General features: G+C 72.8%; 21 protein-coding genes. 14 read left to right on the top strand and 7 right to left on the bottom strand.

The features are described 5' to 3' along the window. Nucleotides 1-7 precede the first annotated feature (7 nt). The 3 genes from OIE67_RS49650 (at nucleotide 8) to OIE67_RS49640 (ending at nucleotide 5,289) form a co-directional block, all read left to right on the top strand. Nucleotides 8-3,397 (top strand): BTAD domain-containing putative transcriptional regulator, encoded by a 3,390-nt coding sequence (locus OIE67_RS49650; protein WP_326633777.1) that lies wholly within the window; start codon nucleotides 8-10, stop codon nucleotides 3,395-3,397. A 141-nt stretch (nucleotides 3,398-3,538) separates the two neighbouring features. Continuing rightward, on the top strand, nucleotides 3,539-4,681 hold the full coding sequence (locus tag OIE67_RS49645; protein ID WP_326633775.1) for an FAD-dependent monooxygenase: 1,143 nt from the start codon (nucleotides 3,539-3,541) through the stop codon (nucleotides 4,679-4,681). 32 nt (nucleotides 4,682-4,713) lie between these two features. Further along, on the top strand, nucleotides 4,714-5,289 hold the full coding sequence (locus OIE67_RS49640; protein WP_326633773.1) for a hypothetical protein: 576 nt from the start codon (nucleotides 4,714-4,716) through the stop codon (nucleotides 5,287-5,289). Here OIE67_RS49640 and OIE67_RS49635 read toward each other — a convergent pair. Beyond that, nucleotides 5,279-6,097: an SAM-dependent methyltransferase gene (locus tag OIE67_RS49635; RefSeq protein WP_326633771.1), complete on the bottom strand. Its 819-nt coding sequence runs from the start codon at nucleotides 6,095-6,097 to the stop codon at nucleotides 5,279-5,281. The two genes, OIE67_RS49640 and OIE67_RS49635, sit on opposite strands and share 11 nt — an antisense overlap. 266 nt (nucleotides 6,098-6,363) lie before the next feature. On the opposite strand from OIE67_RS49635, the gene OIE67_RS49630 reads away from it, so the two are divergent. Next, nucleotides 6,364-6,549 (top strand): hypothetical protein, encoded by a 186-nt coding sequence (locus OIE67_RS49630; RefSeq protein ID WP_106241211.1) that lies wholly within the window; start codon nucleotides 6,364-6,366, stop codon nucleotides 6,547-6,549. 22 nt (nucleotides 6,550-6,571) lie between these two features. Here the strand turns inward: OIE67_RS49630 and OIE67_RS49625 are convergent, their stop codons facing one another. Next, nucleotides 6,572-7,675 carry a serine hydrolase domain-containing protein gene (locus OIE67_RS49625; RefSeq protein ID WP_326633768.1) on the bottom strand — a complete coding sequence of 368 codons (1,104 nt, stop codon included), beginning with the start codon at nucleotides 7,673-7,675 and terminating at the stop codon, nucleotides 6,572-6,574. A 103-nt stretch (nucleotides 7,676-7,778) separates the two neighbouring features. Between OIE67_RS49625 and OIE67_RS49620 the strand changes: the two genes are divergently transcribed. Continuing rightward, a complete protein-coding gene (locus OIE67_RS49620) occupies nucleotides 7,779-8,417 on the top strand; it encodes a TetR/AcrR family transcriptional regulator (RefSeq protein WP_106241206.1) in 639 nt (212 codons plus the stop codon). Here OIE67_RS49620 and OIE67_RS49615 read toward each other — a convergent pair. After that, complete coding sequence (locus tag OIE67_RS49615) at nucleotides 8,398-9,201, bottom strand: N-acetylmuramoyl-L-alanine amidase (protein WP_326633765.1); 804 nt, start codon at nucleotides 9,199-9,201, stop codon at nucleotides 8,398-8,400. The genes OIE67_RS49620 and OIE67_RS49615 overlap by 20 nt on opposite strands. An 82-nt stretch (nucleotides 9,202-9,283) precedes the next feature. After that, complete coding sequence (locus OIE67_RS49610) at nucleotides 9,284-10,975, bottom strand: carbamoyltransferase C-terminal domain-containing protein (RefSeq protein ID WP_326633763.1); 1,692 nt, start codon at nucleotides 10,973-10,975, stop codon at nucleotides 9,284-9,286. Between the two features lie 325 nt (nucleotides 10,976-11,300). On the opposite strand from OIE67_RS49610, the gene OIE67_RS49605 reads away from it, so the two are divergent. From OIE67_RS49605 to OIE67_RS49595, 3 genes are all read left to right on the top strand, one after another. Beyond that, entirely contained in the window at nucleotides 11,301-11,939 is a 639-nt protein-coding gene (locus OIE67_RS49605) for a GNAT family N-acetyltransferase (RefSeq protein ID WP_326633760.1), read from the top strand. Nucleotides 11,940-12,133: 194 nt separating this feature from the next. Further along, nucleotides 12,134-13,270 carry an alkaline phosphatase PhoX gene (locus OIE67_RS49600; RefSeq protein ID WP_326633758.1) on the top strand — a complete coding sequence of 379 codons (1,137 nt, stop codon included), beginning with the start codon at nucleotides 12,134-12,136 and terminating at the stop codon, nucleotides 13,268-13,270. Between the two features lie 48 nt (nucleotides 13,271-13,318). Then, the gene (locus tag OIE67_RS49595; RefSeq protein WP_326633756.1) at nucleotides 13,319-14,230 is read left to right on the top strand and encodes an SGNH/GDSL hydrolase family protein; all 912 of its coding nucleotides are present in this window, start codon (nucleotides 13,319-13,321) and stop codon (nucleotides 14,228-14,230) included. Nucleotides 14,231-14,298: 68 nt separating this feature from the next. Here the strand turns inward: OIE67_RS49595 and OIE67_RS49590 are convergent, their stop codons facing one another. Together OIE67_RS49590 and OIE67_RS49585 are read right to left on the bottom strand one after the other, a co-directional pair. After that, nucleotides 14,299-15,489, bottom strand: coding sequence for a PucR family transcriptional regulator (locus OIE67_RS49590; protein WP_146178227.1), 1,191 nt, complete (start codon nucleotides 15,487-15,489; stop codon nucleotides 14,299-14,301). A gap of 27 nt (nucleotides 15,490-15,516) precedes the next feature. Continuing rightward, nucleotides 15,517-15,651 carry a hypothetical protein gene (locus OIE67_RS49585; RefSeq protein ID WP_326633753.1) on the bottom strand — a complete coding sequence of 45 codons (135 nt, stop codon included), beginning with the start codon at nucleotides 15,649-15,651 and terminating at the stop codon, nucleotides 15,517-15,519. Between the two features lie 43 nt (nucleotides 15,652-15,694). Between OIE67_RS49585 and OIE67_RS49580 the strand changes: the two genes are divergently transcribed. Beyond that, a complete protein-coding gene (locus tag OIE67_RS49580) occupies nucleotides 15,695-15,934 on the top strand; it encodes a hypothetical protein (RefSeq protein WP_326633750.1) in 240 nt (79 codons plus the stop codon). A 46-nt stretch (nucleotides 15,935-15,980) separates the two neighbouring features. Here OIE67_RS49580 and OIE67_RS49575 read toward each other — a convergent pair whose 3' ends face one another. Continuing rightward, entirely contained in the window at nucleotides 15,981-16,448 is a 468-nt protein-coding gene (locus tag OIE67_RS49575) for a hypothetical protein (RefSeq protein ID WP_326633748.1), read from the bottom strand. A 171-nt stretch (nucleotides 16,449-16,619) separates the two neighbouring features. On the opposite strand from OIE67_RS49575, the gene OIE67_RS49570 reads away from it, so the two are divergent. The 5 genes from OIE67_RS49570 to OIE67_RS49550 all read left to right on the top strand — a co-directional run bounded on the left by OIE67_RS49570 (nucleotide 16,620) and on the right by OIE67_RS49550 (nucleotide 24,468). Continuing rightward, nucleotides 16,620-20,102, top strand: a complete 3,483-nt coding sequence (locus tag OIE67_RS49570; protein ID WP_326633746.1) for an ATP-binding protein — start codon at nucleotides 16,620-16,622, stop codon at nucleotides 20,100-20,102. 71 nt (nucleotides 20,103-20,173) lie between these two features. Continuing rightward, nucleotides 20,174-22,696 carry a glycoside hydrolase family 9 protein gene (locus tag OIE67_RS49565; RefSeq protein WP_326633743.1) on the top strand — a complete coding sequence of 841 codons (2,523 nt, stop codon included), beginning with the start codon at nucleotides 20,174-20,176 and terminating at the stop codon, nucleotides 22,694-22,696. A 94-nt stretch (nucleotides 22,697-22,790) separates the two neighbouring features. Further along, nucleotides 22,791-23,210, top strand: coding sequence for a hypothetical protein (locus OIE67_RS49560; RefSeq protein ID WP_326633742.1), 420 nt, complete (start codon nucleotides 22,791-22,793; stop codon nucleotides 23,208-23,210). 81 nt (nucleotides 23,211-23,291) lie between these two features. Beyond that, the gene (locus OIE67_RS49555; RefSeq protein ID WP_326633740.1) at nucleotides 23,292-23,975 is read left to right on the top strand and encodes a TetR/AcrR family transcriptional regulator; all 684 of its coding nucleotides are present in this window, start codon (nucleotides 23,292-23,294) and stop codon (nucleotides 23,973-23,975) included. Between the two features lie 4 nt (nucleotides 23,976-23,979). Then, complete coding sequence (locus OIE67_RS49550) at nucleotides 23,980-24,468, top strand: cupin domain-containing protein (protein ID WP_326633738.1); 489 nt, start codon at nucleotides 23,980-23,982, stop codon at nucleotides 24,466-24,468. Nucleotides 24,469-24,498 lie beyond the last annotated feature (30 nt).

Genomic DNA, 24,498 nt, shown 5'->3' with positions numbered 1-24,498 from the left:
TCGGGGCGTGCAGTTCGGCGTTCTCGGCCCGCTCGTGGTCCGGCAGCCCGCCGGTGACCCGCTCGCCGTCGGCGGGCCGCGTCCGCGTGCGCTGCTCGCGATGCTGCTGCTCGACGCGGGCCGGCTGGTCAGCATCGAACGTCTCATCGACGGCCAGTACGGCGACCGGCCCCCTTCCGGCGCGGCCAACGCCGTCCAGGCGCAGGTCTCCCGCCTGCGGCGCAATCTGCCCGCGGACCTGATCGAGTTCCACGGCTCCGGCTACCGGCTGGCGGTCGACAGGGACAGCGTGGACGCGCACCGGTTCGAGCGGCTGTCCCGCGAGGGGCGCGGGCTGCTGGCCGCGGGCCGGCACTCGGCCGCCGCCGCCGTGCTCAGGGAGGGCCTGGAGCTGTGGCGCGGGCCGGCGTTCGCGGACGTGGCCGAGGCGCCGTTCGCGCCGCCGCAGGCCGTCCGGCTGGAGGAGCTGCGGCTGGCGGCCACCGAGGACCTGTTCGAGGCCGAGCTGTCCCTTCCCTCGGCCAGCCCGGTGGGCGGGCTGCGTGAGCTCGTGGCCGCGCAGCCGCTGCGGGAGCGGGCGCGCGGGCTGCTGATGCGCGCGCTGCACGCGGCCGGACGGCAGGCGGAGGCGCTGGCGGTCTTCGACGAGGGCCGGCGGCTGCTGGCCGACGAGCTGGGCGCCGACCCCTCGCCCGAGCTGGCCGCCCTGCACCTGGAGATCCTGCGCGGGGAACGGGAGAGCAGCGCGCGGGTGCCGCCGCCGGCGCAGCTCACCAGCTTCGTGGGCCGCGAGGCGGAACTGGCCCGCCTGGACGCGCTGCGCGAGGCCCGCCTGGTGACGATCGTCGGGCCGGGCGGCACCGGCAAGACCCGCCTCGCCATCGAGTCCGCCACCCGCTCCGCACGCGACGGCGGGCCGGCGTTCGTGGACCTGTCGATCGCGGACGGCGGGGCCGGGCAGGCGGCACCAGCTCAGGCGGCGTCACCTCAGGCGGCGTCACCTCAGGCGGTTCAAGGGGCGCAGGCGGTTCAAGGGGCGCAGGCGGCCGAGGCGGCTCAGGCCGTTCAGGTGGCACAGGTCGCTCAGGCTGTGCTCGGCGCGCTCGGGTTGCGCGAGTCCGCGCTCAAGCCGCCCGCCGCCGGCGGGCCCGACCCCGCGGACCGCCTGGTCGCCGCGCTGGCCGAACAGGACGTGCTGCTCATCCTGGACAACTGCGAGCACGTGATCGCCGGAGCCGCCGCGCTCACCCGCCGCCTGCTCGCCCGCTGCCCCGGCCTGCGCGTCCTGGCCACCAGCAGGGAGCCGCTCGGCCTCACCGGCGAGCAGCTGGTCCCGCTCGCGCCCCTCCCCACCCCGCCGCTGGGCGAGGCCGACCCCGCCGGCTATCCGGCGGTCCGGCTGTTCGCGGACCGGGCGGCGGCCGTACGGCAGGGGTTCACGCTCGATGCCGGCACCCTGGCGGCGGTGCTGCGGATCTGCGCGGCGCTCGACGGCCTGCCCCTCGCCATCGAGCTGGCGGCGGCGCGGGTGCGCACGTTCGGCGTGGCGGAGATCGCCGACCGGCTGGCCGAGCACGGCCGGTTCCGGTTGCTCTCGCGCGGTGACCGTACGGCGGCGGCGCGCCACCAGACGCTGCACGCGGTCGTGGAGTGGAGCTGGAGCCTGCTGGACGCCAGGGAGCAGGCGCTGGCCAGGCGGTTCTCGGTGTTCAGCGGCGGCGCGACCCTGGAGGCGGTCGAACACGTCTGCGCCACGCGCGCACCCTGGCCCGCCCAGGTGGTCGAGCCGGTGGAGCCGGAGGACCTGGCCGAGGTGCTGGCTGATCTGGTGGACAAATCACTCGTCGAGACCGACGGCGAGCGTTACCAGATGCTCGACACCATCCGCCTGTTCTGCGCCGGACGGCTGGCGGAGGCGGGTGAGGAGGAGGCGCTGCGGCGGGCGCACGCGGCCTGGTTCCTTGCGTACGCCCGGCGCGCCGACGACCACCTCCACCGGGCCGAGCAGCTGGAGTGGCTGGCCCGGCTGTCCGCCGACAACGCCAACGTGCAGGCGGCGCTGCGCTGGGGCGTCGAGCACGACAGGCCGACCGCGTTCCGGCTGATGACGGCGCTGGCCATGTACTGGTGGCTGAGCGGGCGGCGCGGCCAGGCCACCCGGCACGCCGAACGCCTGCTCGACGGCCCCGAGCCGGGGGACGAGCTGGCCGAGGAGTACGTGCTGGCCGTGCTGCACGCCGTACCCGCTGCCGGCTCGCCGCACTGGGAACGGGCGCGCACCATCGTCGAGGCGCTCGACCGGCCGCTGCGGCACCGGTTCGGCGTGGCGCTCTGGGGCATGATCGCCGGCCCGCCCAGGAGTGGGGTGGGGGCGGCGCGGGATCGGCGGATCTCGCGGGCCGACCCGTGGAGCCGGGCGCTCGAACAGCTCGGCCTGGCCCTCATGGCCCTGCACGACGGCCGGCTCGCCGAGGCGGAAGGCGAGATGGAGGAGGTGCTGGCGAACTTCGGCGCGGTGGGCGAGCGCTGGGGCACCGGGCAGGCGCTCGACTGGCTGGCCCTGCTCGCGAGCTGGCGCGGCGACTGGGGCCGGGCGATGGAGCTGTGGGACCGGGCGCTCGCCATGGTCGCGGAGCTCGGGGCGCTGGACGAGCTGGCGGACATCCTGCTCAGACGCGGCAACGCGCACTGGCGGTCGGGGAACGCCGAGGCGGCCCGCGCCGACTGCGAGCGGGCGGGCGAGCTGGAGCGCCGGCTGGGCCGGCCGGAGCTGCTGGCCTGGGTGCGGCTGGAGCTGGGGGACATGCTGCGGCTCCAGGGCGACCTCGCCGGGGCGGCCGAGCGGCTTGAGGCGGCGCTGTCCGGCTCGGACGCCGGGACGTTCACCGCCGGCGGGACGACGTCACGCGTGCACACGGCGCTGGGCCGGTTGGCGACCGCCCAGGGCGACGGGGAACGAGCGGCGCGCATGCACGCCGAGGCCGTGGCCATCGCGTTGCGCTCGCCCTTGGCCAACGACCTGGCCGAGGCGGCGGAGGGCCTGGCCGGGCACGTCCTCACCGCCCGCGTACCCGACCAGGCGGAGGGCCTGGCTGGGAACGTCCTCACGACCCACGTACCCGACCCTGGCGGCCCGACGGCGGACGCCGGCGTGGAGCGGGACGGGGGCGATGAGGTCGTCGAACGGCGGCGGGCGGCGGCACAGGCGGCGGTCTTGCTCGGGGTGGGAGCGGCGGTGCGGGGCATGGCCGTGGTCGGCGACCGCGACGTCGCCGCCACCGCCGCCGAGGCCACCCGCGTCCTCGGCCCTGACGCGTTCGCGGCCGCGTACGCGAGCGGCGCGGCCATGAACAGGGACGAAGCCATAACCCTCCTGCGCAGCACCACCTGCCGGTAGCGACCGCCACGCGCGACGTCATCGGCCGGTGGCCGCCGCCCGGCGTGGCGCCACCGGCCGACAGGGACCGCTGACGGCGCGGGGCAGGGCTGTCAGCCGGGTGTCGCCGGGTTGTCAGCGGGTGCGGCGAGGCTTCCTGGCATGCGAAACGTGAACGTCCTCATCTCCGGCGCCAGCATCGGCGGCCCCGCCCTCGCCCACTGGCTCATCCGCTACGGCTTCAAGGTCACCGTCGTGGAGAAGGCCGGGACCCTGCGCGAGGGCGGCCAGGCCGTCGACTTCAAGGGCGAGACCCACGAGACCGTGCTGACCAGGATGGGCATCCTCGACGACGTCCGCCGCCTGCAGACCGGCGGCGCCGACCAGGAGATCGTGGACGCGAACGGCCGCGTGCTGGCCGTCATCCCCGGCGAGTTCACCGGCGGCGACCTGGAGATCAGGCGCGGCGACCTGTCCAGGCTCCTCTACGAGCGCACCGCCCCCCACTGCGAGTACGTCTTCGGCGACTCGATCACCTCGCTCACCGAGACCCCGGCCGGCGTGCACGTCACCTTCGAACGTGCCGCCCCCCGCACCTTCGACCTGGTCGTGGGCGCGGACGGGATCCACTCCAACGTGCGCCGCCTGGCCTTCGGCCCCGAGGCCGACTTCGTCAAGTTCCTCGGCCACTACTACGCCCTGGTCGAGCTGGGCGCGGACTTCGGGCAGTCGGCGACCATGTACAACGAGCCCGGCCGGATGGTCACGGTCGGCGGGACCAAGGCGACCGCGTTCTTCGTGTTCGCCTCCGGCCCGCTCGAGTACGACCGCTACGACGCCGGGCAGCAGAAGGCCATCCTGGCGCGGCGGTACGAAGGCATGGGCTGGCGTACCTCGGAGGTCATGAAGGCGGTGAGCCAGGCCGAGGACGTCTACCTCGACTCGCTCAGCCAGGTCAGGATCGACCGCTACAGCGCGGGCCGGGTGGCGCTGCTCGGCGACGCGGCGTACGGCAACACCCTGGGCGGTTTCGGCACCGGCCTGGCCATGGTGGGCGCGTACGTGCTGGCGGGCGAGCTGGCCGCGGCGAACGGGAACCACCGCGCGGCCTTCGCCGAGTACGAGCGGCAGATGCGCCCGTACGCCAAGATCGCGGAGAACGGCAACGCCGGCCCCTTCCTGGCTCCCGGCGGCGGCGCCAGGATGTTGCTGCGCAACTGGACGTTCAAGTCGAAGTTCCTGCTCGGGATCATGATGAAGATGACCGACAAGTACGCCACGCACATCGAACTGAAGTCGTACTGAACCTATCCCGGCATGATCACGTCCAACCAGGCATGAAGAACACGCGCCTGCCGGCCGCCCTCTCCGCGGGCACCGTCGCCGCCGCCTTGATCGCCCTGCCCGCCCAGGCCGAGACCCGTCCCTCCTGCCCGGCCCCGCCCAAGGCCGCGCTGGCGAAGGCGCTCAAGCCCGCCGAGCCCGACCGGCCGGCCAAGGGGGCCACCGCGATCAAGGGGGTCCGCGTCGGCCACCTGCCCAAGGGCTTCGTCCACGGCGAGGTGACGGCGTCGAAGCACCACGGCCTCACCGAGTACGGCTACCGCTGGTCCGACGACCGTGACGACGTCGACCGCGCGCACCGGTCGTTGTGGGTGCGGGTGGTGTGCTGGCCGAAGGCCGGGAGCGGCACGCAGCTGAAGAAGGTCCCGCTGGTGGAGGGCAGATTCACGGGCGGAAAGAAGAGCATGAAGATCGGCGAGCGCCGGGTGCTCGTCAGGCGGAGCGACGGCGCGCTCGGCACCGGCCGGTACGCGGGATGGGTCGAGCGCGGGGGCGTCATCGTCACGGTGCACGCCAGCGAGGGCATCCAGACCGAGCTGATCAAGATCGTGCAGGGCATCAAGCTCTGACCCGGCCGACCCCGCCCTCCACGAGCAGGTGCGGCGGGGCGTCCATGAAGGGCACCCGCACCTCGGCGGGATCGGCACACCAGTCCTGGACCGGTACGAACCCAGGCCCGATCAGCTCGAACCCGTCGAAGAAGCGCAGCACCTCCGCCCTCGTGCGGAAACTGGACTGCGCCGGCGAACCGGCCGTGGCCTTCCGCAGCTGGGCGACGGCCTCGGGTGCGCTCTCCGCCATCGCGTGCGAGAGCACCAGATGGCTGCCCGCCACCATGTGCTTCCTGAAGGCCGCCACGATCCCCAGGGGATCCTCCTGGTCCATGACGAAGTGGAGCACCCCGACCATGAGCACGCACACCGGCTGGTCGAAGTCGATCAGCCCGGTGACGTGCGGGTCGGCCAGGATCTCGGCAGGACGGCGCAGGTCGGCCTCGACGGCGGCGACGCCGGGGGCGTCGGCCAGCAGCACCTGGGCGTGCCTGCGGACCACGGGGTCGTTGTCCACGTAGATCACCCGGCAGGAGGGGTGCACCGCGCGGACGGTCTCGTGGACGCTGGGCGCGGTGGGGATGCCGGTGCCGAGATCGACGAACTGCCTGACGCCCCGCTCGGCCAGATGACCGACCGCCTCGATCTGGAACCGGCGGTTGGCCCTGGCCACGAGGCGGGTGTCGGGGGCGACCGCGAGCAGCTTCTCGGCCACGGCGCGGTCGACCGCCAGGTTGTCCTTGCCTCCGAGGAGGTAGTCGTACACCCTGGCCGAACTCGGTATCCTCGGGTTGACGCCGGGCGGAACGCGTTCTAGCTCGGTCACGGTGTTTCGCCCCCTCCGCCGCGAACAACTTGGACGTCATATTACTCGCCGATGACCGAGGATCTCCTTCGGTTGCCCAGACAGGCGAAATAGAACAAGTTCTCGCGCGGTTGACCAGGCAGGAGGTCCGGCGCCCGAACATCCTCCCCAGGACGGACCGGAAATACAGCCGCCGGACCGATGCGCGGAGGGCCCGAGCCTGTGCATCCTGGTGGTGACGGGTCCGGTGCGGGCCTCGTTCCGGACCTGAGAGGAGTCACGAGGGCATGGACAACGCGGCAGGCCGCCCCACCGTGATCTTGGACAACGGCGTCGTCGGCAGGGTCGTGCTGGCCCATTCCCACCGGCGCGACCTCGTGCTCGTGCTCGGAATGGACGGCACCCTGCTGAGCTGCGAGCTCGACGACATCGCTTGCGTGGTCGGCGGCTCACCGCTCTGCCGCGACGGCTGACCAGCAGGTCGGCGAAGCTCGGTCAGGAAGCGCGGGAGACCAGGTCGGCGAAGAGGCCGGCCGCGGTGAAGTCGTTGGTGAGCCGGTTCTTGGTGAGCGCGAACGCCGTGCCCGTGGCCGTGTCGGCCCAGGCCGCGCTGCCGCCCGCGCCAGGCACCCCGAACACGCTCGGGCTCCGCTCCGCCGTCGAGGCGGGCCCGCCGATGCCGTACCCCAGCCCCCACGTCACCGGCATGCCGAACACCTCGTCCGTCCCGCTCGACACCACGGCCGTCGCCTCCCGCAGCCGCTCGGGCGTGATCAGCCGCACCCCGTCCACCTCGCCGAGCAGCGCCGCGTACATGCGCGCGATGGCCCTGGCGGAGGTCTTGCCGCCCGCCGGGATGTCGGCCGACAGATAGTCGGAGCGGCTGCCCAGCTCGGCGCTCGGCATCAGCGTCATCGGCCCGGCCTTGAACATCGGCAGGTCCGCCGGCATCTCCCCGAAGGCCGACATGTCCACGGGAGCGTCCTCCAGCCTGGCCAGCCGGGCGTGCTCCGTCGCGGGCATCCCGAAGTAGAGCTCGCCGGCCACGCCCAGCGGCCCGGCCACCTGCTCCTTCAGCACCTGAGAGATGGGCTGACCCGTCGCCCGCCGGACGATCTCGCCGACCAGGAACCCGAACGTGTAGGCGTGGTAGCCGACCTTGCTGCCCGGCTCCCACCACAGCTCGGCGTCCTCCAGCGCGGCGGTCATCCGGCCCCAGTCACAGATGTCCTCGGGCGTGGTGTCGAGCGGCACGCCGGGCACGCCCGCCGTGTGCGAGAGCACGTGCCGCACGGTGACGCCCTGCTTGCCGTGCCGCGCGAACTCCGGCCACAGCTCGGCCACCGGCGTGTCATAGCCGAACAGCCCTCTCTCCACCAGCACGTGCGCGACGGTCGCGGTGGCGCCCTTGCCGATCGAGAAGTTGTAGAAGGGCGTGTCGGAGGTGACCGGCCGGCCGGTCTCGGGGTCGGCCACCCCGGCGACCACGTCCACGATCTGGACGCCGTCCCGGTAGACGGCCACCTGGAGCCCGCGCTCCTCGCCGGACTCGACCAGCTTGTCCGCGGCTTCCTGCACCTGCCGCTGAAGGTCACTCATGGTGTTCTCATCCCCGTTCGTCGTTGGAACTAGACGGTACAGTACTGACAGCAGTACGGAACTGTCTAGTACTGTGTCTCCGTCGGACGACGAGAGGGCGGTCATGGCAGCGGAAGAGGACACCCGGACGGCACGCAAGCGCAGGCAGATCATGGAGGCCGCGCGCCCGGTCTTCCTGCGCAACGGCTACGTGGGCGCCAGCATGGACGAGGTGGCCGCGCTGGCCTCCGTGTCGAAGCAGACCGTCTACAAGCACTTCACCGACAAGGAGCAGCTGTTCACCAGCATCATCATGGACACCACCGGCCAGGTGGAGGGCCTGGCCAAGATGGTCACCGCGACCCTCGACGACAGCGACGACCTGGACAAGGACCTCGGCGAGCTGGCCCGCCGCTTCCTCGGCGAGCTCATGCGTCCCGAGGTGCTGCGGCTGCGCCGGCTGGTGGTCGCCGAGGCCGACCGCTTCCCCGACCTCGGCCGCACCTGGTACGAGGCGGGCTTCGAACGCTCGCTGCGCACCATGGCCGCCAGCTTCGCCCGGCTGGCCGAACGCGGCCTGCTGCGCACGGACGACCCGGAGCTGGCCGCGCAGCACTTCGTCGGCCTGCTGCTGTGGATCCCGGTGAACAAGGCGATGTTCTGGGGCGGCGCCGACCACTACACCGAAGCCGACCTGGAGCACCTCGCGCAGGCCGCCGTCGCGGCGTTCCTGCGCGCGTACGCTAGCTCAGGAAGTTCCTGACCCCGTCGGCCAGGGAGGCGGCCATCCGCTTGCGGAAGGCGGGGCTGGACATCTTGGCGGCGTCGCCCGGATTACGCATGTTGCCGCACTCGATGAAGATCGCCGGCTGCGTCGACAGGTTGAGCCCGCCCAGGTCGACCCGGGTCTGCAGGCCGTTGCGCGCCACGTAGTCGGCGTACGGCATGCCCGTGCCCTTGCGGTAGGCGTCGCGGACGGCCCGGCCGAGCCGGCGCGAGGGCTTCACCACGGCGTCGTTGTGGCCGGGCAGCAGCCCCGGCATGATCACGTGGAACCCGTGCCCGCTCGGGGCCGCGCCGTCGCCGTGGATGGACACGACCGCGTCGGCCCTGGCCTCGTTGCCGATCGCGGCCCGCTCGGTGACGCAGGGGCCCACACCCTTGTCGTTGGGCCTGGTCAGCACCACCTTCGCGCCCATCTTCTCCAGGATGGGCCGCAGCTTGCCGGCGACGTCCCAGGTGAAGGCGTGTTCGGGAAAACCGGCGTCGGTCTGGGTGCCGGTGGTGTTGCAGGGCTTGCGACCGGTGATGACGTCGACCAGCCGGTTGATCTCCTCCGGATGCGCGGCGTTGCCGCCGTTGTGCCCCGGATCGATCACCACGGTCTTGCCCGCCAGCGGGAGCCCCGGAGTGGCGGCCGGCGGCGGGGACGCGGGCGGCGCCGCCTCACGGGCGGCGGGCACGGCCGCGCCGCCGCATCCGGCGCTCAGCGCGAGCAGCGCGGCCAGGGTGAGCTGGGTCACGGATCCGGCTCGGTAGACGCGCATGGGATCGACCGTACCGGGACCGGGACGACAATCCCAAGACCTGTCTGACCTGCGCCGTCGTGTCGCGCGCCGAGCCCGGCGATCACGCTCCCGGCAGTGGCGGCTCCGCGCGTTTGCGGATGAGGTACGGCGGCATCGCGAGCGCGTGCAGGCCCGTCTCGCGCAGGGTCTGGATCGCGTGCTCCGGCGTCTCGGCCGGCGGCTCCCCCGGACCGGAGAGCGTGGCGTTGGCCAGCACCGGCGTGCCCGTGCGCGCGTGCCAGGCGGTCAGCAGGGCGTGCAGGAACGGCGTGGTCTCCCGTTCGACCGTCTGGGGTGTGGCCGTGCCGTCCACGTGGGTGATGCCCGGTAGCAGGTCACGGTGCTCCGGGCGGACGTCTGCGGCGTACTGCGTGAACGGGGACGGCCGATCCAGCTCGAAGATCCGTTCCGCGTGCTCGGCCGGCACCACGGGCGCCAGCGGCCGGAACCACTCGCGGCCCTTCACCTCGAAGTTGACGTAGTCCTGGAGGTCGGGGTCGCGCGGGTCGCCGAGGATGCTGCGGTGGCCCAGCGCCCTCGGCCCCGACTCGCTGCGCCCCTGGTACAAGCCGACCACCCGGCCGCTCTCCAGCAAGGTCACCAGGGTCGCCGTCAGGTCGGCGGGCCGCTCGACGTACAGGTCGCCGGGCACACCGCGGACGGCGGCCTCGATGTCGTCGTCGTCCCGGTCGGGGCCGAGGAAGTCGTCCGTCCAGCGGAATCCCGGCCGCACCCCGAGGCAGGCGGCCAGCCCGTACAGCGCGCAGCCCACGGCCGTGCCGCCGGCGTGCGGAGCGGGCGGGACGAACAGCTCGCGGAACGGCGACTCACGGGTCAGCCGGCCGTTGGCCGAGGCGCTCAGCGCCGTACCGCCGGAGAACGCCAGCGCGTCCAGGCCGGTCTCGGCGTGCAGCCACGCGACGACCTGGAGCAGCGCCCGCTCGAAGGCCCGCCGACCGGCGGCGGCCAGATTCGCCGCCCGCCGGAACTCCTCACCACCCGGCTCGTACGCGAAAGCACCGGCCCGCCGGAACTCCTCGCGGCCCGAGGCGCCCCCGAAGGCACCGGCGCGCCGGAACACGTCGTCTCCCGGCTCCTCCCCGGGCGCGCCGGCCCGCCGGAACAGGTCCGTCCAGGCGGGCGGGATGTGCACCTCGTGACCGCGTACGTCCAGGTCGGGCAGACCCAGCGCGTCCGGGTCGCCGAACGGGGCCAGCTCCATCACCTTGGTCCCGTCGCCCTCGCTGCCCGGCCACGTCATCTCGGCCAGCAGCGCGTAGAAGCAGCCGAGCCCGGCGGGCCTGGCCCAGTCGCCGTCCCAGAACTGCTTGGCCAGGCACTCGATCCCCCCGCGCGTGCACCGGTAGTAGGAGGCCACCTCCAGCAGGTCCTCGTCCGCGTCGGGCGGCAGCTCGACCTGCTCGACGAGGTCCCCGATCCGGCTGCCCCGCGCGTCGATCACCAGCCCCGCCGCCTCCGCGAACGGCGAGGGGTGGAACGCGCCGTAGACGTGGGACAGATGGGAGGAGACCATCACGATCGGCGTCTCGTCCCCGAGGCCGAGGGCCTGACGGGTCTCCTGCTCGTACGCCCCCGCGTGCTCGATCTCGGTGTCGGCGGCGTAACCCTCCACGACCAGGTCGACCCGCTCCTTCAGCAGCGGCATCGCGGGCACGTACCGGTCCGGCAGGTCACCGAGGCGGCCCCAGTGGTGCTCGCGGCGGCTGACGCGTTCCTTCTGCAGGCTGTACATGCCCGACTCACCCACCGCGACGGCGATGGAACCATCCTGCGTGCGATTTATACCGACAACAATGGGAAAGTCCGCCATCGCGGTGCCTCCTGATCGTGATCCCGGGCACCGATTACCCCAGGCCAGAACAAGTGGATCTCCCAACCACGTAAGAGACCCGTCAGCCGGGCGGCCGAGCGCGTGCCGCACGCCGCGCGATCGGCCGGGGCGGACCCTCGTGCTGCGCTCCCGACCGCGCTCCGTTTACGCTGCGATGGTGGGGATGGACGCCGAGGCGGCCACCGCCCAGGACACCGCACCACTGATGAGAGGAGACCTGGGCCTCGTGAAAGAGACATTCGAAGCATGGCCGGTCATCGACCGCACATCAGGAGGACCCTTCGCGCTGCGGGTGACCGTCCGCAGGGCCACGGCCGACGACGGAGCGGCCGCCGCCGAACTGATCGCGACCGCGTTCGCCGGGCTGAGGTGCTCGACCTACCTCGTGCCCGACCGCCGGTCGCGGCACCGGATCCTCGCCGCCGACTATCGCATCTTCGTCGAGCACGCCCTTGAGCACGGTGAGGTCCATCTCGCCGACGACGGCCAGGCGGTCGCCGTGTGGTTCGAGCGGACGGCCGAGCTGCCCGCGCCGACGGACTACGACCGGCGGCTGAGCGAGGCCACCGGCGAGTGGGCCGACCGTTTCCGCACCCTTGACCAGTTGTCCGAGCAGAACCGGCCGCAGCCTCCGTACCACCATCTGGTCTTCCTGGCGGTCCATCCCGACCGGCAGAACCAGGGGCTGGGCACGGCCCTGCTGCGCTACCAGCACGCCCGGCTGGCGGGCGCGCCAGCGTACGTGGAGGCCAGCGACCCGCGCAACCGCGACCTGTACGCACGGCACGGCTACCAGCCCCGGCAGCCGTTCGCGCTGCCGGACGGCGCACTGTACTGGCCGATGTGGCGGCCGGGCGACGCCTGACGCGCTGGTCCGGCCGCTGTGCCGGCCAAAGCCGGCGCGGCGGCCGGGCGGCACCTGACGCACAGTTGCGCCCGGCCTTTTGTGAGGCGTCACAGATTTGACCGCTCACATTTACTCCACGGTCCAGTTCACAGAATGACGAGCATGGCTCATCGTTTGTCTGCGAATCGAACCGCGACCAGTGGGGAGCCGTCATGCGCCGCCGTACCTTCCTCGTGTCCGTGCCGGTGGCGGTGGCGTTCTCGGGGGCGGTGTGGCACGAGGCGGCGGCGTCGATCTCGTCGGTGTCCGCCGGGGCGAGCCCGTACGGGCCGCTCGGCGCCCCCGACGCCAACGGCATGGCGTTACCCGCCGGCTTCACCGGCCGCGTCGTGGCCAGATCGGGCCGGCTGGTCGGCGGCACGCTGTGGCATCCGGCCCCCGACGGCGGCGCCTGCTTCGCCGACGGCGCCGGCTGGATCTACGTCTCCAACTCCGAGGTGCCGCTGATCGGCGGCGCCTCGGCGATCAGGTTCAGGGCCGACGGGTCCGTGGAGCGCGCGTACCGGATCCTCAGCGGCACGAACATCAACTGCGCCGGCGGCGCGACCCCGTGGCAGACCTGGCTGTCGTGCGAGGAGATCTTCCGCGGCCGCGTGTACGAGACGTACCCGCTCGGCGGCACGACGGCCCGCGCCCGCCCGGCCATGGGCCGCTTCAAGCACGAGGCCGCCGCGTGCGACCCCGACCACCGCGTGATCTACCTGACCGAGGACGAGAGCGACGGCTGCTTCTACCGCTTCACGCCCACGACCTGGGGTGATCTGTCCAGCGGCCGGCTCGACGTGCTCTGCGGGCTCGGCGGCGGTGCCGTGGAGTGGCGCCAGGTCCCCGACCCCTCGCCCGGCGTGCTCGAACGCCAGACCAGGCACCAGGTGGCCGCGGCCAGGCACTTCAACGGCGGCGAGGGCTGCCACTACGCCGCCGGCGTCTGCTACTTCACCGCGAAGGGGGACCGCAGGGTCTGGGCGTACGACACCGCCCGCCAGACCGTGACCGCGATCTACGACGGCACGGGCACCCTCGACGGCGTCGACAACATCACCGGCCGGCCGTCGGGCGATCTCTACGTGGCCGAGGACGGCGGCAACATGGAGATCAACATCATCACGCCGGACGGCGTCGTGGCCCCGATCATGCGCCTGGACGGGCACGCGAGCTCGGAGATCACCGGCCCCGCCTTCTCCCCCGACGGCACCCGGCTCTACTTCTCCTCCCAGCGCGGCACCAGCGGCGAGTCCGCCGGCACCGGAGGCATCACGTACGAGGTGACCGGCCCCTTCCGCCACTGACCGCCCCACGGATTCCGCACCCCCCACCCTCTGCCCGAAGGAGTCCTCATGGCGCGAACGGTCAGCCTGCCACGAACGGCCCGGAGCACGGCCCGGCGAAGGGCGCGGAGAACGCTCAGTGTCCTCGCCGCGGCCTGGTTGGTCCTCAGCCTCACCCCGCCACCCGCGCACGCCGCCCTGGCCGAGGTGTACGTGGCGCTGGGCGACTCGGCCGCCGCCGGCCCGCTGGTGCCCAACCAGATCGGCCCCGACTACGGCTGCCTGCGCTCCGACCGCAACTACCCCCACCTGACCGCACGGGCCATCGCCGCGAACACGTTCCGCGACGTGACGTGCTCGGGCGCCAAGACCACCGACATGTACGAGTCGCAGGACACCGAACTCGGCGACGTGGCGCCCCAGCTCGACGCGCTCAGCCAGAACACGACGCTCGTCACGGTCCAGATCGGCGCCAACGACGTCGGGCTGACCGACTTCATCGAGGACTGCCTGAACCTGCTGCCGCCCCCGATCGGCGACGCCTGCAACGACGACTACAACGCGGGCGGCCAGGATCAGTGGCGGGTCGCGACCGACGCCCTGCGCCCCCGCCTGACCGCCCTGGTCTCCGACATCCGCGCCCGCGCCCCCCAGGCCCGGATCTTCGTGGTGGGCTACGCCACGTACGCGCGGCAGAACGGCTGCTACCCGCGCGTGCCGATCATCCGCGCGGACGCCAACTACATCAGGGCCACGCTGATGTACTTCAACCAGATGCTGGCCGAACAGGCCGCCTCGGCCGGAGCGGGCTTCATCGACCTGCAGGCTCCGAGCGCGGGACACGACCCGTGCGCGTCGCCCGGCGTGCGATGGATCGAGCCCTACGTCCCGGCCGCCCCCGCCGCCCCGTTCCACCCGAACGCCCTCGGCATGCGCAACTTCGCCACCATCGTGACAACAGCGGTCACCGGCGCCCGCTGAACCCCAGCAGCAGCCTTACGGGATCCCGTGAAGCAGCGGCCCTACCGACATCAACCGGGGCGGCAGCCTTACCGGGATCCGGTGAGGCGACGGGCGGCCAGCGCGGCCCCGATCCGCTGCAGATGGGCCGGATCCATCGGATCGAGCCCGGTCAGGGTGGCGGCCCGGCGCAGCCGGTAGTCGACGGTGTTCGGATGCACGTGCAGCAGCTCGGCGGTGCGCCGCCGGTCGAGCCCGGTGTCCAGGTACGCCGTGAGCGTCCGCAGCAGGTCGGGATTGTCGAGCAGCGGGTCCAGCAGCCCCGCGAGCAGCGCCGTGGCCTGACTCGACCGGGTCAGCTGGTATTCGAGCAGCACGTCGGCCAGCCGGTAGGCGCCCGGCGGCTGCTCGAAGACCCGGGCCACCTCCAGCACCTCCTCGGCCAGCCGCGCCGCCGCCGGCACGTCGTCCGGCGGCGCCGGCTCGGCCGCCAGCCACACCGGCACGCCCGCCGCCCGGCCCGCCGCCTCCGCCAGCTCCTCGACCGCCGGATCGCCGGCCTCCTGCAGCGGAAGGAGCACGAGCCCGCCCGAGGTGTCCAGCGCGGGCAGCACGGGCTCGGTCACGTGCCGCTGCAGGGCGCTCCTGATCCGGTGCAGCTTGCGCCGCCCCGCCACCGCCCCACCCGGCCCGTCCTCGTCCGGATGCCGCCCCACCGCGATGGCCAGCACCAGGTAGCGCGGCGCCAGCCGGATCCCCGCCAGCGCCGCCCGGTCACCGCCGAGCAGCGCCGCCACGGTGGCGTGCATGGCGTGCTGCTCCTGGCTGAGCACACTCTCCCGCTCCTCCAGGTACGCCGTGCACACGGCGGCCGTCACGGACTCCATGTACCGCAGGATGATCCGGTTCGCCTCCAGCACGTCACCCAGATCGTCCGGCCGCGCCTGCGCGAACAGCCGCTCGCACACCATCCGCGCCCCCAGGTGATAGGCCGCGAGCAGCGCCTCCAGCGGCACCCCCTCCTGCGCCCGCCGAACCGCCGACACCCGCAACGGCGCCAGATCAGCCCTGGCCGGCGGCCGCCGATCCCGGAACACCCGGGCGATCAGCCGCAGATTGTGCTCGGTGATGACCGTGATGTCCCCGTCAAGCTCCTCCTGCGGCAACCGCCGATAGACGGGAATCTGCTCGGCGAACCCACGCACGAGCAGCCGGGCCAGCTTGGCGGACTGCCGCTCAAGCAACTCGTGCACGGGGCACCCGGCCAGAGTGAGAGCCACGCTCGAACACTCCCAGATCGAACGCCATCAATAAAGGCCCCCGAAGCCGCCGCACCACCCGGTACGCCTGCCCTGGCGGTGCGTGGCGAGGCGGCGCGCCGCCTCATCGATCGTGCTCTCACTGATCATGAAGAAATCTGAAGCAATCTCATTGAGCTTCACCGCACACTGACCGTAGCGTTCCGGTTGTGGAGAGCGGTTCGCGGTGTACGTCCGCGACCCCGCCGATCCGGGCCGGTGGGCGGCGGCCGTGCACCGGCCCGGCGAGCGGGTGCACCAGGTGTACCAGGTGGGCGACCGGCCCTTGTGGGAGGAGCTGGTGGACGCCTACTTCCGGTGGGTGTCGTGGGGCGAGCCCGGCCACGAGCGGTTCGGCATGACCGTCTCCCCTGAGGGCGGTCAGTCGATCTGGCTCGACTCGCCGGAACGGGTGCTGACGCCGTGAGCCGATCGGCCACCTCGGCGGCGGCCGATCGGCGGGAGAGGATCGGTTACTGGCCGGTCAGCTTGAGCCTGACCGTGTAGGCGTACTTGTTGCTGGACAGGACGGTGTCCTCGATGTGGATGTCCCCGACGCCGAGGTCGTCGCAGTCGTAGCCGAAGGCCCACGCCTCGCCCAGGTTCTGCCCGCCGGTGATGACCGGCGGGTCGACCTCGCGCAGTTCGAAGTACTTGTTCTCGTGCCGCTGGACGATGGTCGACGGGAAGCCGAAGTCCGCCGGGTCGCCGTCCGGCCGCGCGGTGCTCATGTCGAAGTGGCCGTTCTGCGGGAACCAGTTCCCGTCGACCTTGAAGCGGAGCTCGTCGACGCCGTCCTTCTCTCTGGGGTTGCTGAGGTCGATGTCGTAGAGCGTCACGACGCACGAGGACGCCATGGCGTAGGCCGGCGCGGCGGCCACCGCCGGCCCGGCCAGGCCTGCGACGAGAGTGAGTGCGGCGATCAGTTGAGGAGTGCGCATGCTCTGTCTCTCCTTGATGTCGAACGCCCCGCGAAGGTCGCGGAGCGCGGCATCAGAGTGGCCAGGCCACCGTGAGCACACCGTTAACGCGCAGGTGAGTCACGCAGAACACACCCCGTATGTGCCTTTTCGAACAGTCATCCGGCCGGCTCGCGCCTAGCCTGCTCGGCTATGAGGCAGTCGCTGACCATGCTCCTGCTCGGCTCACCGGACCTGTCCGTCGGAGGGACGCCCCTGCGCGTCCGCTCCGCCAAGACACGCGCGCTGCTCTGCTACCTCGCCACCACGACCGGCCCTCAGCCGCGCTCCGCGCTGGCCACGCTGCTGTGGGGCGAGCGTCCCGAGGCCAACGCCAGGGGCAGTCTGCGGCTGGCGCTGTCCGAGTTGCGCGCGGAGGTGGGCGGCTGGCTGGAGATCACCCGTGGACACGTACGGTTCCGCGACGCCGGCGAGTGCTTCGTGGACCACCGGGTGTTGTCCGGGGCCCCGGCCGTGGCCACGGCGTTGCGGCTGTGGCGCGGGGACTTCATGGACGGGGTCGGGTTCTGCGACGCGCCGGCGTTCGGCGAGTGGGTGGCCGCGGAACGGCAGCGGATGCGCACGCTGCTGCGCTCGCTGCTCCCGCCACCGGGGTCGGGGGCGTCCGACGAGGTGACGCGGCTGGCGCGCATCATGACCGGGCTCGATTCGTACGACGAGGAGGCGTACCGGGTGCTCATGGCGTCCCTGGCCGGGACGGGGAACCGGGCCGCCGCCCTGGCCTGCTACGACGAGCTGCGCCGGCGGCTGGCGGACGAGCTGGGCGTCGCCCCCGCGCCGCGGACCCAGGCGCTGCGGCGGGAGCTCGCGCCCCGCGCTCCGGCCCGGCCCGGCCCGCCTCTGCCCGGTACGGAGCTGATCGGCCGGGACGCCGAGGTGGGCGCGCTGCGGGCGCTGCTGGCGCGCGAGCGGCTGATCACGCTGCTCGGGCCCGGCGGTATCGGCAAGACCCGCCTCGCCATCGCCGCCATCGCCCCGGATCCCCGTACCGACATGACTTCGAAGCCCAGAGCCGGCCCCACGACCCCGCCGGACGCCGGCGGAAACGGCTCACTCGCGAAGACGGCCGGCGAAAACGGCTCTCCCGGCGGGAACGGCTCGCCCGGGGAGACGGTCTTCGTGTCGTTCGCCGGAGTGCGGGCCGAGGCGGCCGTGACCACGCTGGCGCGTCGCCTGGACGTCGATCTCGCGCCGCCGCGTCCCGCCCTGGACCTGCTCCTGGCCGACCTCGCCGCCCGCCGCCGGCGACTCCTGCTCGTCCTCGACAACCTAGAACACCTGCCCGCCTTCGACGCGGTCATCGGCGCCCTCCTGCGCGCCGGCCCCTCCGTACGGGTGCTCGCCACGAGCAGGCGGCGGCTGAGCCTGCCCGGCCAGGCGACGGTCACCGTGGAAGGGCTGCCGGGACCGGCCGCCGAGGCGCTGTTCGCGGTACGGGCACGGGCGGCACGACCGGCGTTCGACCCCGATCGCGAGGCGGCCCCGGTGGCGGCGATCTGCGCGGCCACCGGCGGCCTTCCCCTGGCCATCGAGCTGGTGGCCGGCCTGCTGCGCGCCGTGCCCTGCGCCGACCTCGCCCGGCGCCTCGGCGCGGACCCCGGGCTGCTGTCGGCCGCCGGACCCGCCACCCGGCCTCGGCACGCCTGCATGCGTACGGTCTTCGAGACCTCGTGGCGGCTGCTCGACCCGGACGGGCAGCGGGCGCTGGCGGCGCTGTCGGTGTTCGGCGGCGGGTGCACGCTGGAGGCGGCCCTGGAGGTGGCCCGCACCAGCCTCGGCGTGCTGGTCCGCCTGGTCGATCACAGCATGATCCGGCTGACCTCCTCCGGCCGGTACGTGATCCACCCCCTGATCCAGCAGCTCGCCGCCGAACACCTGAGCCCGGCGGACCTCCTGGCCGCGCGCAGACGTCACGCCGCCTGCTTCGCCGGCCTGCTCGACCGGCACGCGGACGCGTTGCAGGACGCCTCCGACACCGAGGTCACCGCCGTGCTCGGGGCGGAGCTGGACAACATCAGGCCGGCCTGGACCGTGTCCGGTGATCCGGATTTCCTGGACCGCTACTGGACGCTGTGCCTGCGGTTGCACCTGTACGAGGAGTCGAGGGCCATCCTGCGCCGGCACCTCGACGGCACCCACGAGAACCGGCTGCTCCGGGCCCGGCACCTGTGGATGGCCGGGACGAGCGAGCACCACCTGGCCAACGACCTGGACGCCACCCGGCTGGCCAGAGCGGCACTGGACACGCTGGGCGAGCCGCTGCCCGAGTCGCGTACCGGCCTGATCGTCACCTGTCTGACCGCGGCCACCCGCCAGACCGCGCACCGCCTCACCCCACCCCTGCTCAGCCTCGGACGCGAGCGGGAGGACGGTGGGCGGGAGAACGGTGGGCGGGAGGCCGCGCAGGCGCTGACCATGCTGGCCAGGCTCGCGTACCACCAGCAGGACCTGCTCACGATGCTGGCCGCCTCGTTACGCCAGCTCAACGCCGCCGAACGGACCCGGGATCCCGCCCTGCGCGCCGAGGCCCACGCCAACGCCGCCACCATCGCCCGCGTCGCCGGCCTGCACCGGACCGCCACCCGCTACGCCACGCTGGCGGACCGCGCCCTGGCCGAGGTCGGGCACGCCGCGGAGACCGCGCACCGGGCCCGGCTGGCTCGCGGGCTCGACCAGCTTTATGCGGGGGCGTTCGAGGCGGCCAGGCGTTCGTTCACCGAGTGCCGCGCCAGGACGCTGACGCCGCGCGTGGCGGAGAACTGCACGGGCATGCTCGCCGAGACCGCGCTGTGGCAGGGGGACTTCGAAACGGCGGCCGAGCTGTTCGCGGACACGGCCGAGCAGGCGGCCAGGCGCGTGGGCGGGGACGACATCGGCCGGCACTGGTGCCTGACCGGCCAGGTCGAGGCGATGCTGCGGATCGACGGGATGGCTCCGGAACGGATCCGGCGGGTGCTGGAGGCGGCCCGGGCGTCCACCGAGCGCCGCCGTACCCGACAGAAGGAGCTCGGGCTGCGGGACGGCCCGGTCATGCGCACCATTCAGGACATGCGCCTGCGCACCGCCACCGCCCGCCTGCACCTGCGCACCCACCACCCCGACGACGCGTTCGGCCCGCGCGCTCGTGCCCTGAGCGGCGCGCCCCTGGTGACGGAGGACGCGGTGGCGGTGCGGGAAGTGGTGGCCGAAGTGCTGGTGCTGGCCGGGCGGTTGCCGACGGGGCAGCGCGGCATGCTGGAGTGCTGGGCCGGGCTGGCGGAGCTGCTCTGGGCGCTGCCCGGCCCGCCGGACCGGGCGTCCGCGCGGCTCCTGCACGGCCACCTGTCCAGGTACCAGGCCAGGAATCCGGGGGCCGCGGCCAGGATCGGCTGGGCCCGCGCGCTCGTGCTGGCCGTCGCGGGCAGAAACGGGCCGGCCGAAAAGGCGGCTCACCGCGCGCTGGCCGCCGCCGACCGTCTGGCCGCACCGTACGACCGGGACCGGGCCGAAGCGGTCATCCGGCACCTCACCCGCACCGCCACCAGGCAACCGTCCGTCCCGCACCCGGAGACCGGTGCCAGGAGCGGCGTGTCACCGTCACGAGAAAGTTTCAGCCGGGATTTCCGCGCCCGTTGACGCGGCGGCGAGGGGAATGGAGGATCGGGGTCGCTCCATTGGGAGCGCTCCCACACCCCCTAAGGACCTCCATGACCCGACGCCGGGCCGCCTTACTGGCCCTCTTCACCATGGTCGCCCTGTCCCCCGCCCCAGCGGCCCAGGCCGCCGACGAGGGACCCGAGCAGATCGTGAACGGCACTTTCGACACCGGCACCGCCCCCTGGTGGGGCACCGGCAACGTCACCCTCGCGGTGGACGAGGGCCGGCTGTGCGCCGACATCCCCGGTGGCACCGCCAATCCGTGGGACGTGATCATCGGCCAGAACGACCTCCCGCTCGTGGCGGGCGAGACGTACGCCTACCGGTTCTTCGCCACCGCGACCCCGGCCAGGGTCGGCCGGGCCCTGATCCAGCTCCCCGTGGACCCCTACACGCAGTATCTGTCGGCCGCGCCGGAGATGAGCGTCTCGGGCAACTCCTACTCCTACACGTTCACCGCCCCCGTGTCGCTGCCCGACGCCCAGGTCGCCTTCCAGCTGGGCGGCAGCGCCGAGCCCTGGAGGTTCTGCATGGACGACGTGTCGCTCAAGGGCGGCGCGGAGCCCGAGGTGTACGAACCGGACACGGGCCCCCGCGTGCGCGTGAACATGGTCGGCTACCTCCCCACGGGCCCGAAGAAGGCGACGGTGGTGACCGAGGCGACCACGGCCCTGGCATGGGAGCTCAAGAACGCCAGCCAGGTGACCGTGGCCCGGGGCAGGACCACCCCCAGGGGCGTGGACGCCAGCTCGGGCCAGAACGTGCACACGCTCGACTTCGGCTCCTACCGCAAGCCGGGCAAGGGGTACACGGTGACGGCGGACGGCGAGACGAGCCGGCCGTTCGACATCGCGGCCGACCTGTACGAGCAGCTTCCGGCCGACGCGCTGAAGTTCTACTACACCCAGCGCAGCGGCATCGAGATCCTCGACCGCCTGCGCCCCGGCTACGGCCGGCCGGCGGGTCACGTCGGCGTCGCGCCGAACCAGGGCGACGTGAGCGTGCCGTGCCAGCCGGGCGTCTGCGACTACAGCCTGAACGTCAAGGGCGGCTGGTACGACGCCGGCGACCACGGCAAGTACGTCGTCAACGGCGGCATCTCGGTCTTCCAGCTCATGGCCGCGTACGAGCGCGACAAGACCGCGTTCAAGGACCGGCAGCTGAACATCCCGGAGAGCGGCAACGGCCGGCCGGACATCCTGGACGAGGCCCGCTGGGAGCAGGAGTTCCTGCTGAGCATGCAGGTGCCGGACGGCAAGCCGTACGCGGGCATGGCGCACCACAAGATCCACGACCAGAACTGGACCGGCCTTCCGCTGCTGCCGCACCTGGACCCGCAGCTGCGCGAGCTGCACCCCACCTCCACCGCCGCGACGCTGAACCTGGCCGCGACGGCGGCGCAGGCGGCCCGGCTGTTCGCCCCGTACGACGCCGCGTTCGCCGCCAGGAACCTGACGGCGGCGCGCAAGGCGTGGGCGGCGGCCAGGGCGAACCCGGAGCGGTACGCCGACCCGAGCGACGGCACCGGCGGCGGCGCCTACAACGACAACGACGTGAGCGACGAGTTCTACTGGGCGGCGGCCGAGCTGTACCTGACCACGGGTGAGCGCGAGTTCATGGACTTCGTGCTGGCCTCGCCGCACCACACCGGCGACATCTGGCGCGAGCGCGGCTTCGACTGGGGCAACACGGCCCAGCTCGGCCGCCTGGACCTGGCGACGGTGCCGAACGCGCTGCCGGACCGGGCCCGGGTCCGCAGGTCGGTGGTCGAGGGGGCCGAGAAGTATCTGGCGGTCCAGCGGGCGCACCCGTACGGGCTGGCGTACAACCCGCCCGACTTCGACTGGGGCTCCAACAACCTGGTGCTGAACAACATGGTCGTCATGGCGACCGCGTACGACCTGACCGGCGAGGAGAAGTACCGGTCGGCCGTACAGGAGGGCATGGACTACCTCCTCGGCCGCAACGCGCTCAACCAGTCGTACGTCACCGGCTACGGCGAGGTCGCCTCGAAGAACCAGCACAGCCGCTGGTACGCCCACCAGCTCGACCCCGCGCTGCCCAACCCGCCGCGCGGCACGCTGTCGGGCGGCCCGAACTCCAGCATCCAGGACCCGCTCGCGCAGCGGCTGCTGCAGGGCTGCAAGCCGCAGTTCTGCTACGTGGACGACATCGAGTCGTGGTCGACGAACGAGCTGACCATCAACTGGAACTCCCCACTGGCCTGGGTCTCCGCCTTCCTGACCGACGACGGCGGGCGCTCGGACTGCCGGGTCCGCTACTCGGCGCACGGCTCGCACACGTTCACCGCGCAGGTCGTGATCGAGAACGCCGGCAAGCACAGCGTGGACGGCTGGGACCTGCGCTGGTCGTTCCTGAGCGGCCAGCGCGTCCGTGACGGCCGGGGCGCGGCGCTGTCGCAGTCGGGCTCGGTGGTGACGGCGAAGGCGCTGGGCGGCCACGGCCGGATCAAGCCGGGCAAGTCGGTGACGTTCGGCTTCACCGGTACGAACGCCTCAGGCCCCAACCCGGATCCCGAGGTGTTCCACCTCAACGGCGCCCGCTGCGGGTAGCCGTGAGGGAGCCCCCTGGGCGTCGCGGGACACCCCGCACGCCTAGGGGACGCGTTCCGGTGAGCCGATCGCGGCCGGCGTACGTCGTAGGGGCATGAGGATCTGGCGAATAGTGCTCCTGCCCGTGCTCCTCCTGGCGCTGAACACGTCCATGGCCCCGGCGCAGGCGGAGGTCGCGCCGAAGCGGGCGCTGGTGGACTTCCGCAAGCAGGGCGGCTTCGCGGGGCTGAACGACCGCGTGATCGTGTACGGCAGCGGGTGCGTACGGCTCAGCCGGCGGACGGGGCCGACGATCGACAAGTGCCTGACCGCCAAGGAGCAGCGCAAGCTCCGCGGCCTGCTGCGGAGTCTGCGGATCGGCAGCTCGGAGCGGCCGCCGCAGGGGGCGGACTTCATCAAGTACACGCTCGCGTACGACCACCGCAGGGCCGCCCGCTACCGGCTGCCCGGGAGCTGGCAGCCCGTGGTGCGGCTGCTCGATCAGATCATGGAGAAGTACTGGGCGCCGGACTAATTACGAAACCCCGGTTGCGTAATACGCCTCTCACGGGGTAGCGTCTTTTTCGCTACCCGAGTTTCGAAAGAGAGGCGTGACATGACCCCGCGAGGCCGGCCGCGCAGGGCCGACGTGGACGAAGGCGTGCTCAGCGCGGCCACCGAGCTGCTGCTCCAGCGCGGCTACGCCGGCCTGTCGCCGGACGAGGTGGCCGAGCGGGCCGGGGTCGCCAAGACCACGCTCTACCGCCGCTGGCCCACCAAGGACCACCTGGCCCTGGCCGTGGTGGCCAGGCTCCAGGCGGGCGACGAGATCACCGACAGCGGCGACATCCGCCGCGACCTGCCCGCGTACCTGGAGAAGATCGCCGCCGGTCTCAACCGCATGCGTGCGGCCGGCCGCGGCGCTGCCTCCGCCGGCGACCAGCCCGACGACCGTCCGGGCGACCAGCCCGACGGTAAGGCCGGCGACCAGGACGAACCCGACGACGGTCGGGGCGCCGGCACGGTGGCCGAGCTGGTCGCCGCCGCCGCCCGCCATCCCGACGTCGGCGCGCTCGAACGCCGGATGTACGCCGAGCGCAACGCCCTGGCCCATGCCCTGCTGCACCGAGCCGTCGAACGCGGCGAGCTGCGCCCGGACCTCGACGTCGAGGCCCTGTTCGACCAGCTCGCCGGCGCCCTCTACTACCGCGTCCTGATCACCGGGCTGCCGGTCGATCGCGCCTACGCCGAACGCCTGGTGGACACCGCGCTGCGCGGTGCCGCCGTACCGAAGGAGTAAGACCTTGACGATCTTCGACCCCGCCACCGCCGCCGTGATCCGTTCCGTGGACGCCGAGGTCATCGGCGGGCCGCCGAGCACGGGCCGCATGCTGCTCGACTCCAGCGCCACCGGCGGCGCGCTCAGCACCGTGCGCATCACCCTCGGCGAAGGGGCCGACGGCGCGGTGCCGCACACCCACACCACCGCCTCCGAGCTGTTCTACGTGCTCGACGGGCGGGCCCAGGTGCTGGCCGGCGAGAAGGTGGTGACCCTGGAGCAGGGCGACGTGGCCGTGGTGCCGCCCGACGTCGCCCACGCCTTCGCCGCCGCCCCCGGCTCGGAGGCCGACCTGCTGATCGTGATCACGCCGGGCGTCGAGCGCTTCGAGTACTTCCGCCTGCTGGCGCGGCTCAAGACGGGCGAGGCCACGCTGGAGGAGCTGCTCGAGTCCCAGGAACGCTTCGACAACCACTTCCTCGACAGCCCGGCCTGGAAGCTCGCGCGGGCCTGAGGTCTCCATCAAGCGATTGACCGAGAAGGG

This window comes from Nonomuraea fuscirosea (assembly GCF_035917475.1).
GTDB classification, from domain to species: Bacteria; Actinomycetota; Actinomycetes; order Streptosporangiales; family Streptosporangiaceae; genus Nonomuraea; species Nonomuraea fuscirosea.
This window is presented reverse-complemented; position numbering and strand designations above follow the sequence as displayed.

Bases quoted from the DNA above. Each gene is read 5' to 3' on its own strand.
- OIE67_RS49565 (WP_326633743.1), top strand. From the start codon at position 20,174: ATGACCCGACGCCGGGCCGCCTTACTGGCCCTCTTCACCATGGTCGCC.
- OIE67_RS49600 (WP_326633758.1), top strand. From the start codon at position 12,134: ATGCGCCGCCGTACCTTCCTCGTGTCCGTGCCGGTGGCGGTGGCGTTC.
- OIE67_RS49625 (WP_326633768.1), bottom strand. From the start codon at position 7,675: ATGAGTGACCTTCAGCGGCAGGTGCAGGAAGCCGCGGACAAGCTGGTC.
- OIE67_RS49610 (WP_326633763.1), bottom strand. From the start codon at position 10,975: ATGTACAGCCTGCAGAAGGAACGCGTCAGCCGCCGCGAGCACCACTGG.
- OIE67_RS49620 (WP_106241206.1), top strand. From the start codon at position 7,779: ATGGCAGCGGAAGAGGACACCCGGACGGCACGCAAGCGCAGGCAGATC.
- OIE67_RS49560 (WP_326633742.1), top strand. From the start codon at position 22,791: ATGAGGATCTGGCGAATAGTGCTCCTGCCCGTGCTCCTCCTGGCGCTG.
- OIE67_RS49630 (WP_106241211.1), top strand. From the start codon at position 6,364: ATGGACAACGCGGCAGGCCGCCCCACCGTGATCTTGGACAACGGCGTC.
- OIE67_RS49640 (WP_326633773.1), top strand. From the start codon at position 4,714: ATGAAGAACACGCGCCTGCCGGCCGCCCTCTCCGCGGGCACCGTCGCC.
- OIE67_RS49615 (WP_326633765.1), bottom strand. From the start codon at position 9,201: ATGCGCGTCTACCGAGCCGGATCCGTGACCCAGCTCACCCTGGCCGCG.
- OIE67_RS49555 (WP_326633740.1), top strand. From the start codon at position 23,292: ATGACCCCGCGAGGCCGGCCGCGCAGGGCCGACGTGGACGAAGGCGTG.
- OIE67_RS49645 (WP_326633775.1), top strand. From the start codon at position 3,539: ATGCGAAACGTGAACGTCCTCATCTCCGGCGCCAGCATCGGCGGCCCC.
- OIE67_RS49575 (WP_326633748.1), bottom strand. From the start codon at position 16,448: ATGCGCACTCCTCAACTGATCGCCGCACTCACTCTCGTCGCAGGCCTG.
- OIE67_RS49595 (WP_326633756.1), top strand. From the start codon at position 13,319: ATGGCGCGAACGGTCAGCCTGCCACGAACGGCCCGGAGCACGGCCCGG.
- OIE67_RS49570 (WP_326633746.1), top strand. From the start codon at position 16,620: ATGAGGCAGTCGCTGACCATGCTCCTGCTCGGCTCACCGGACCTGTCC.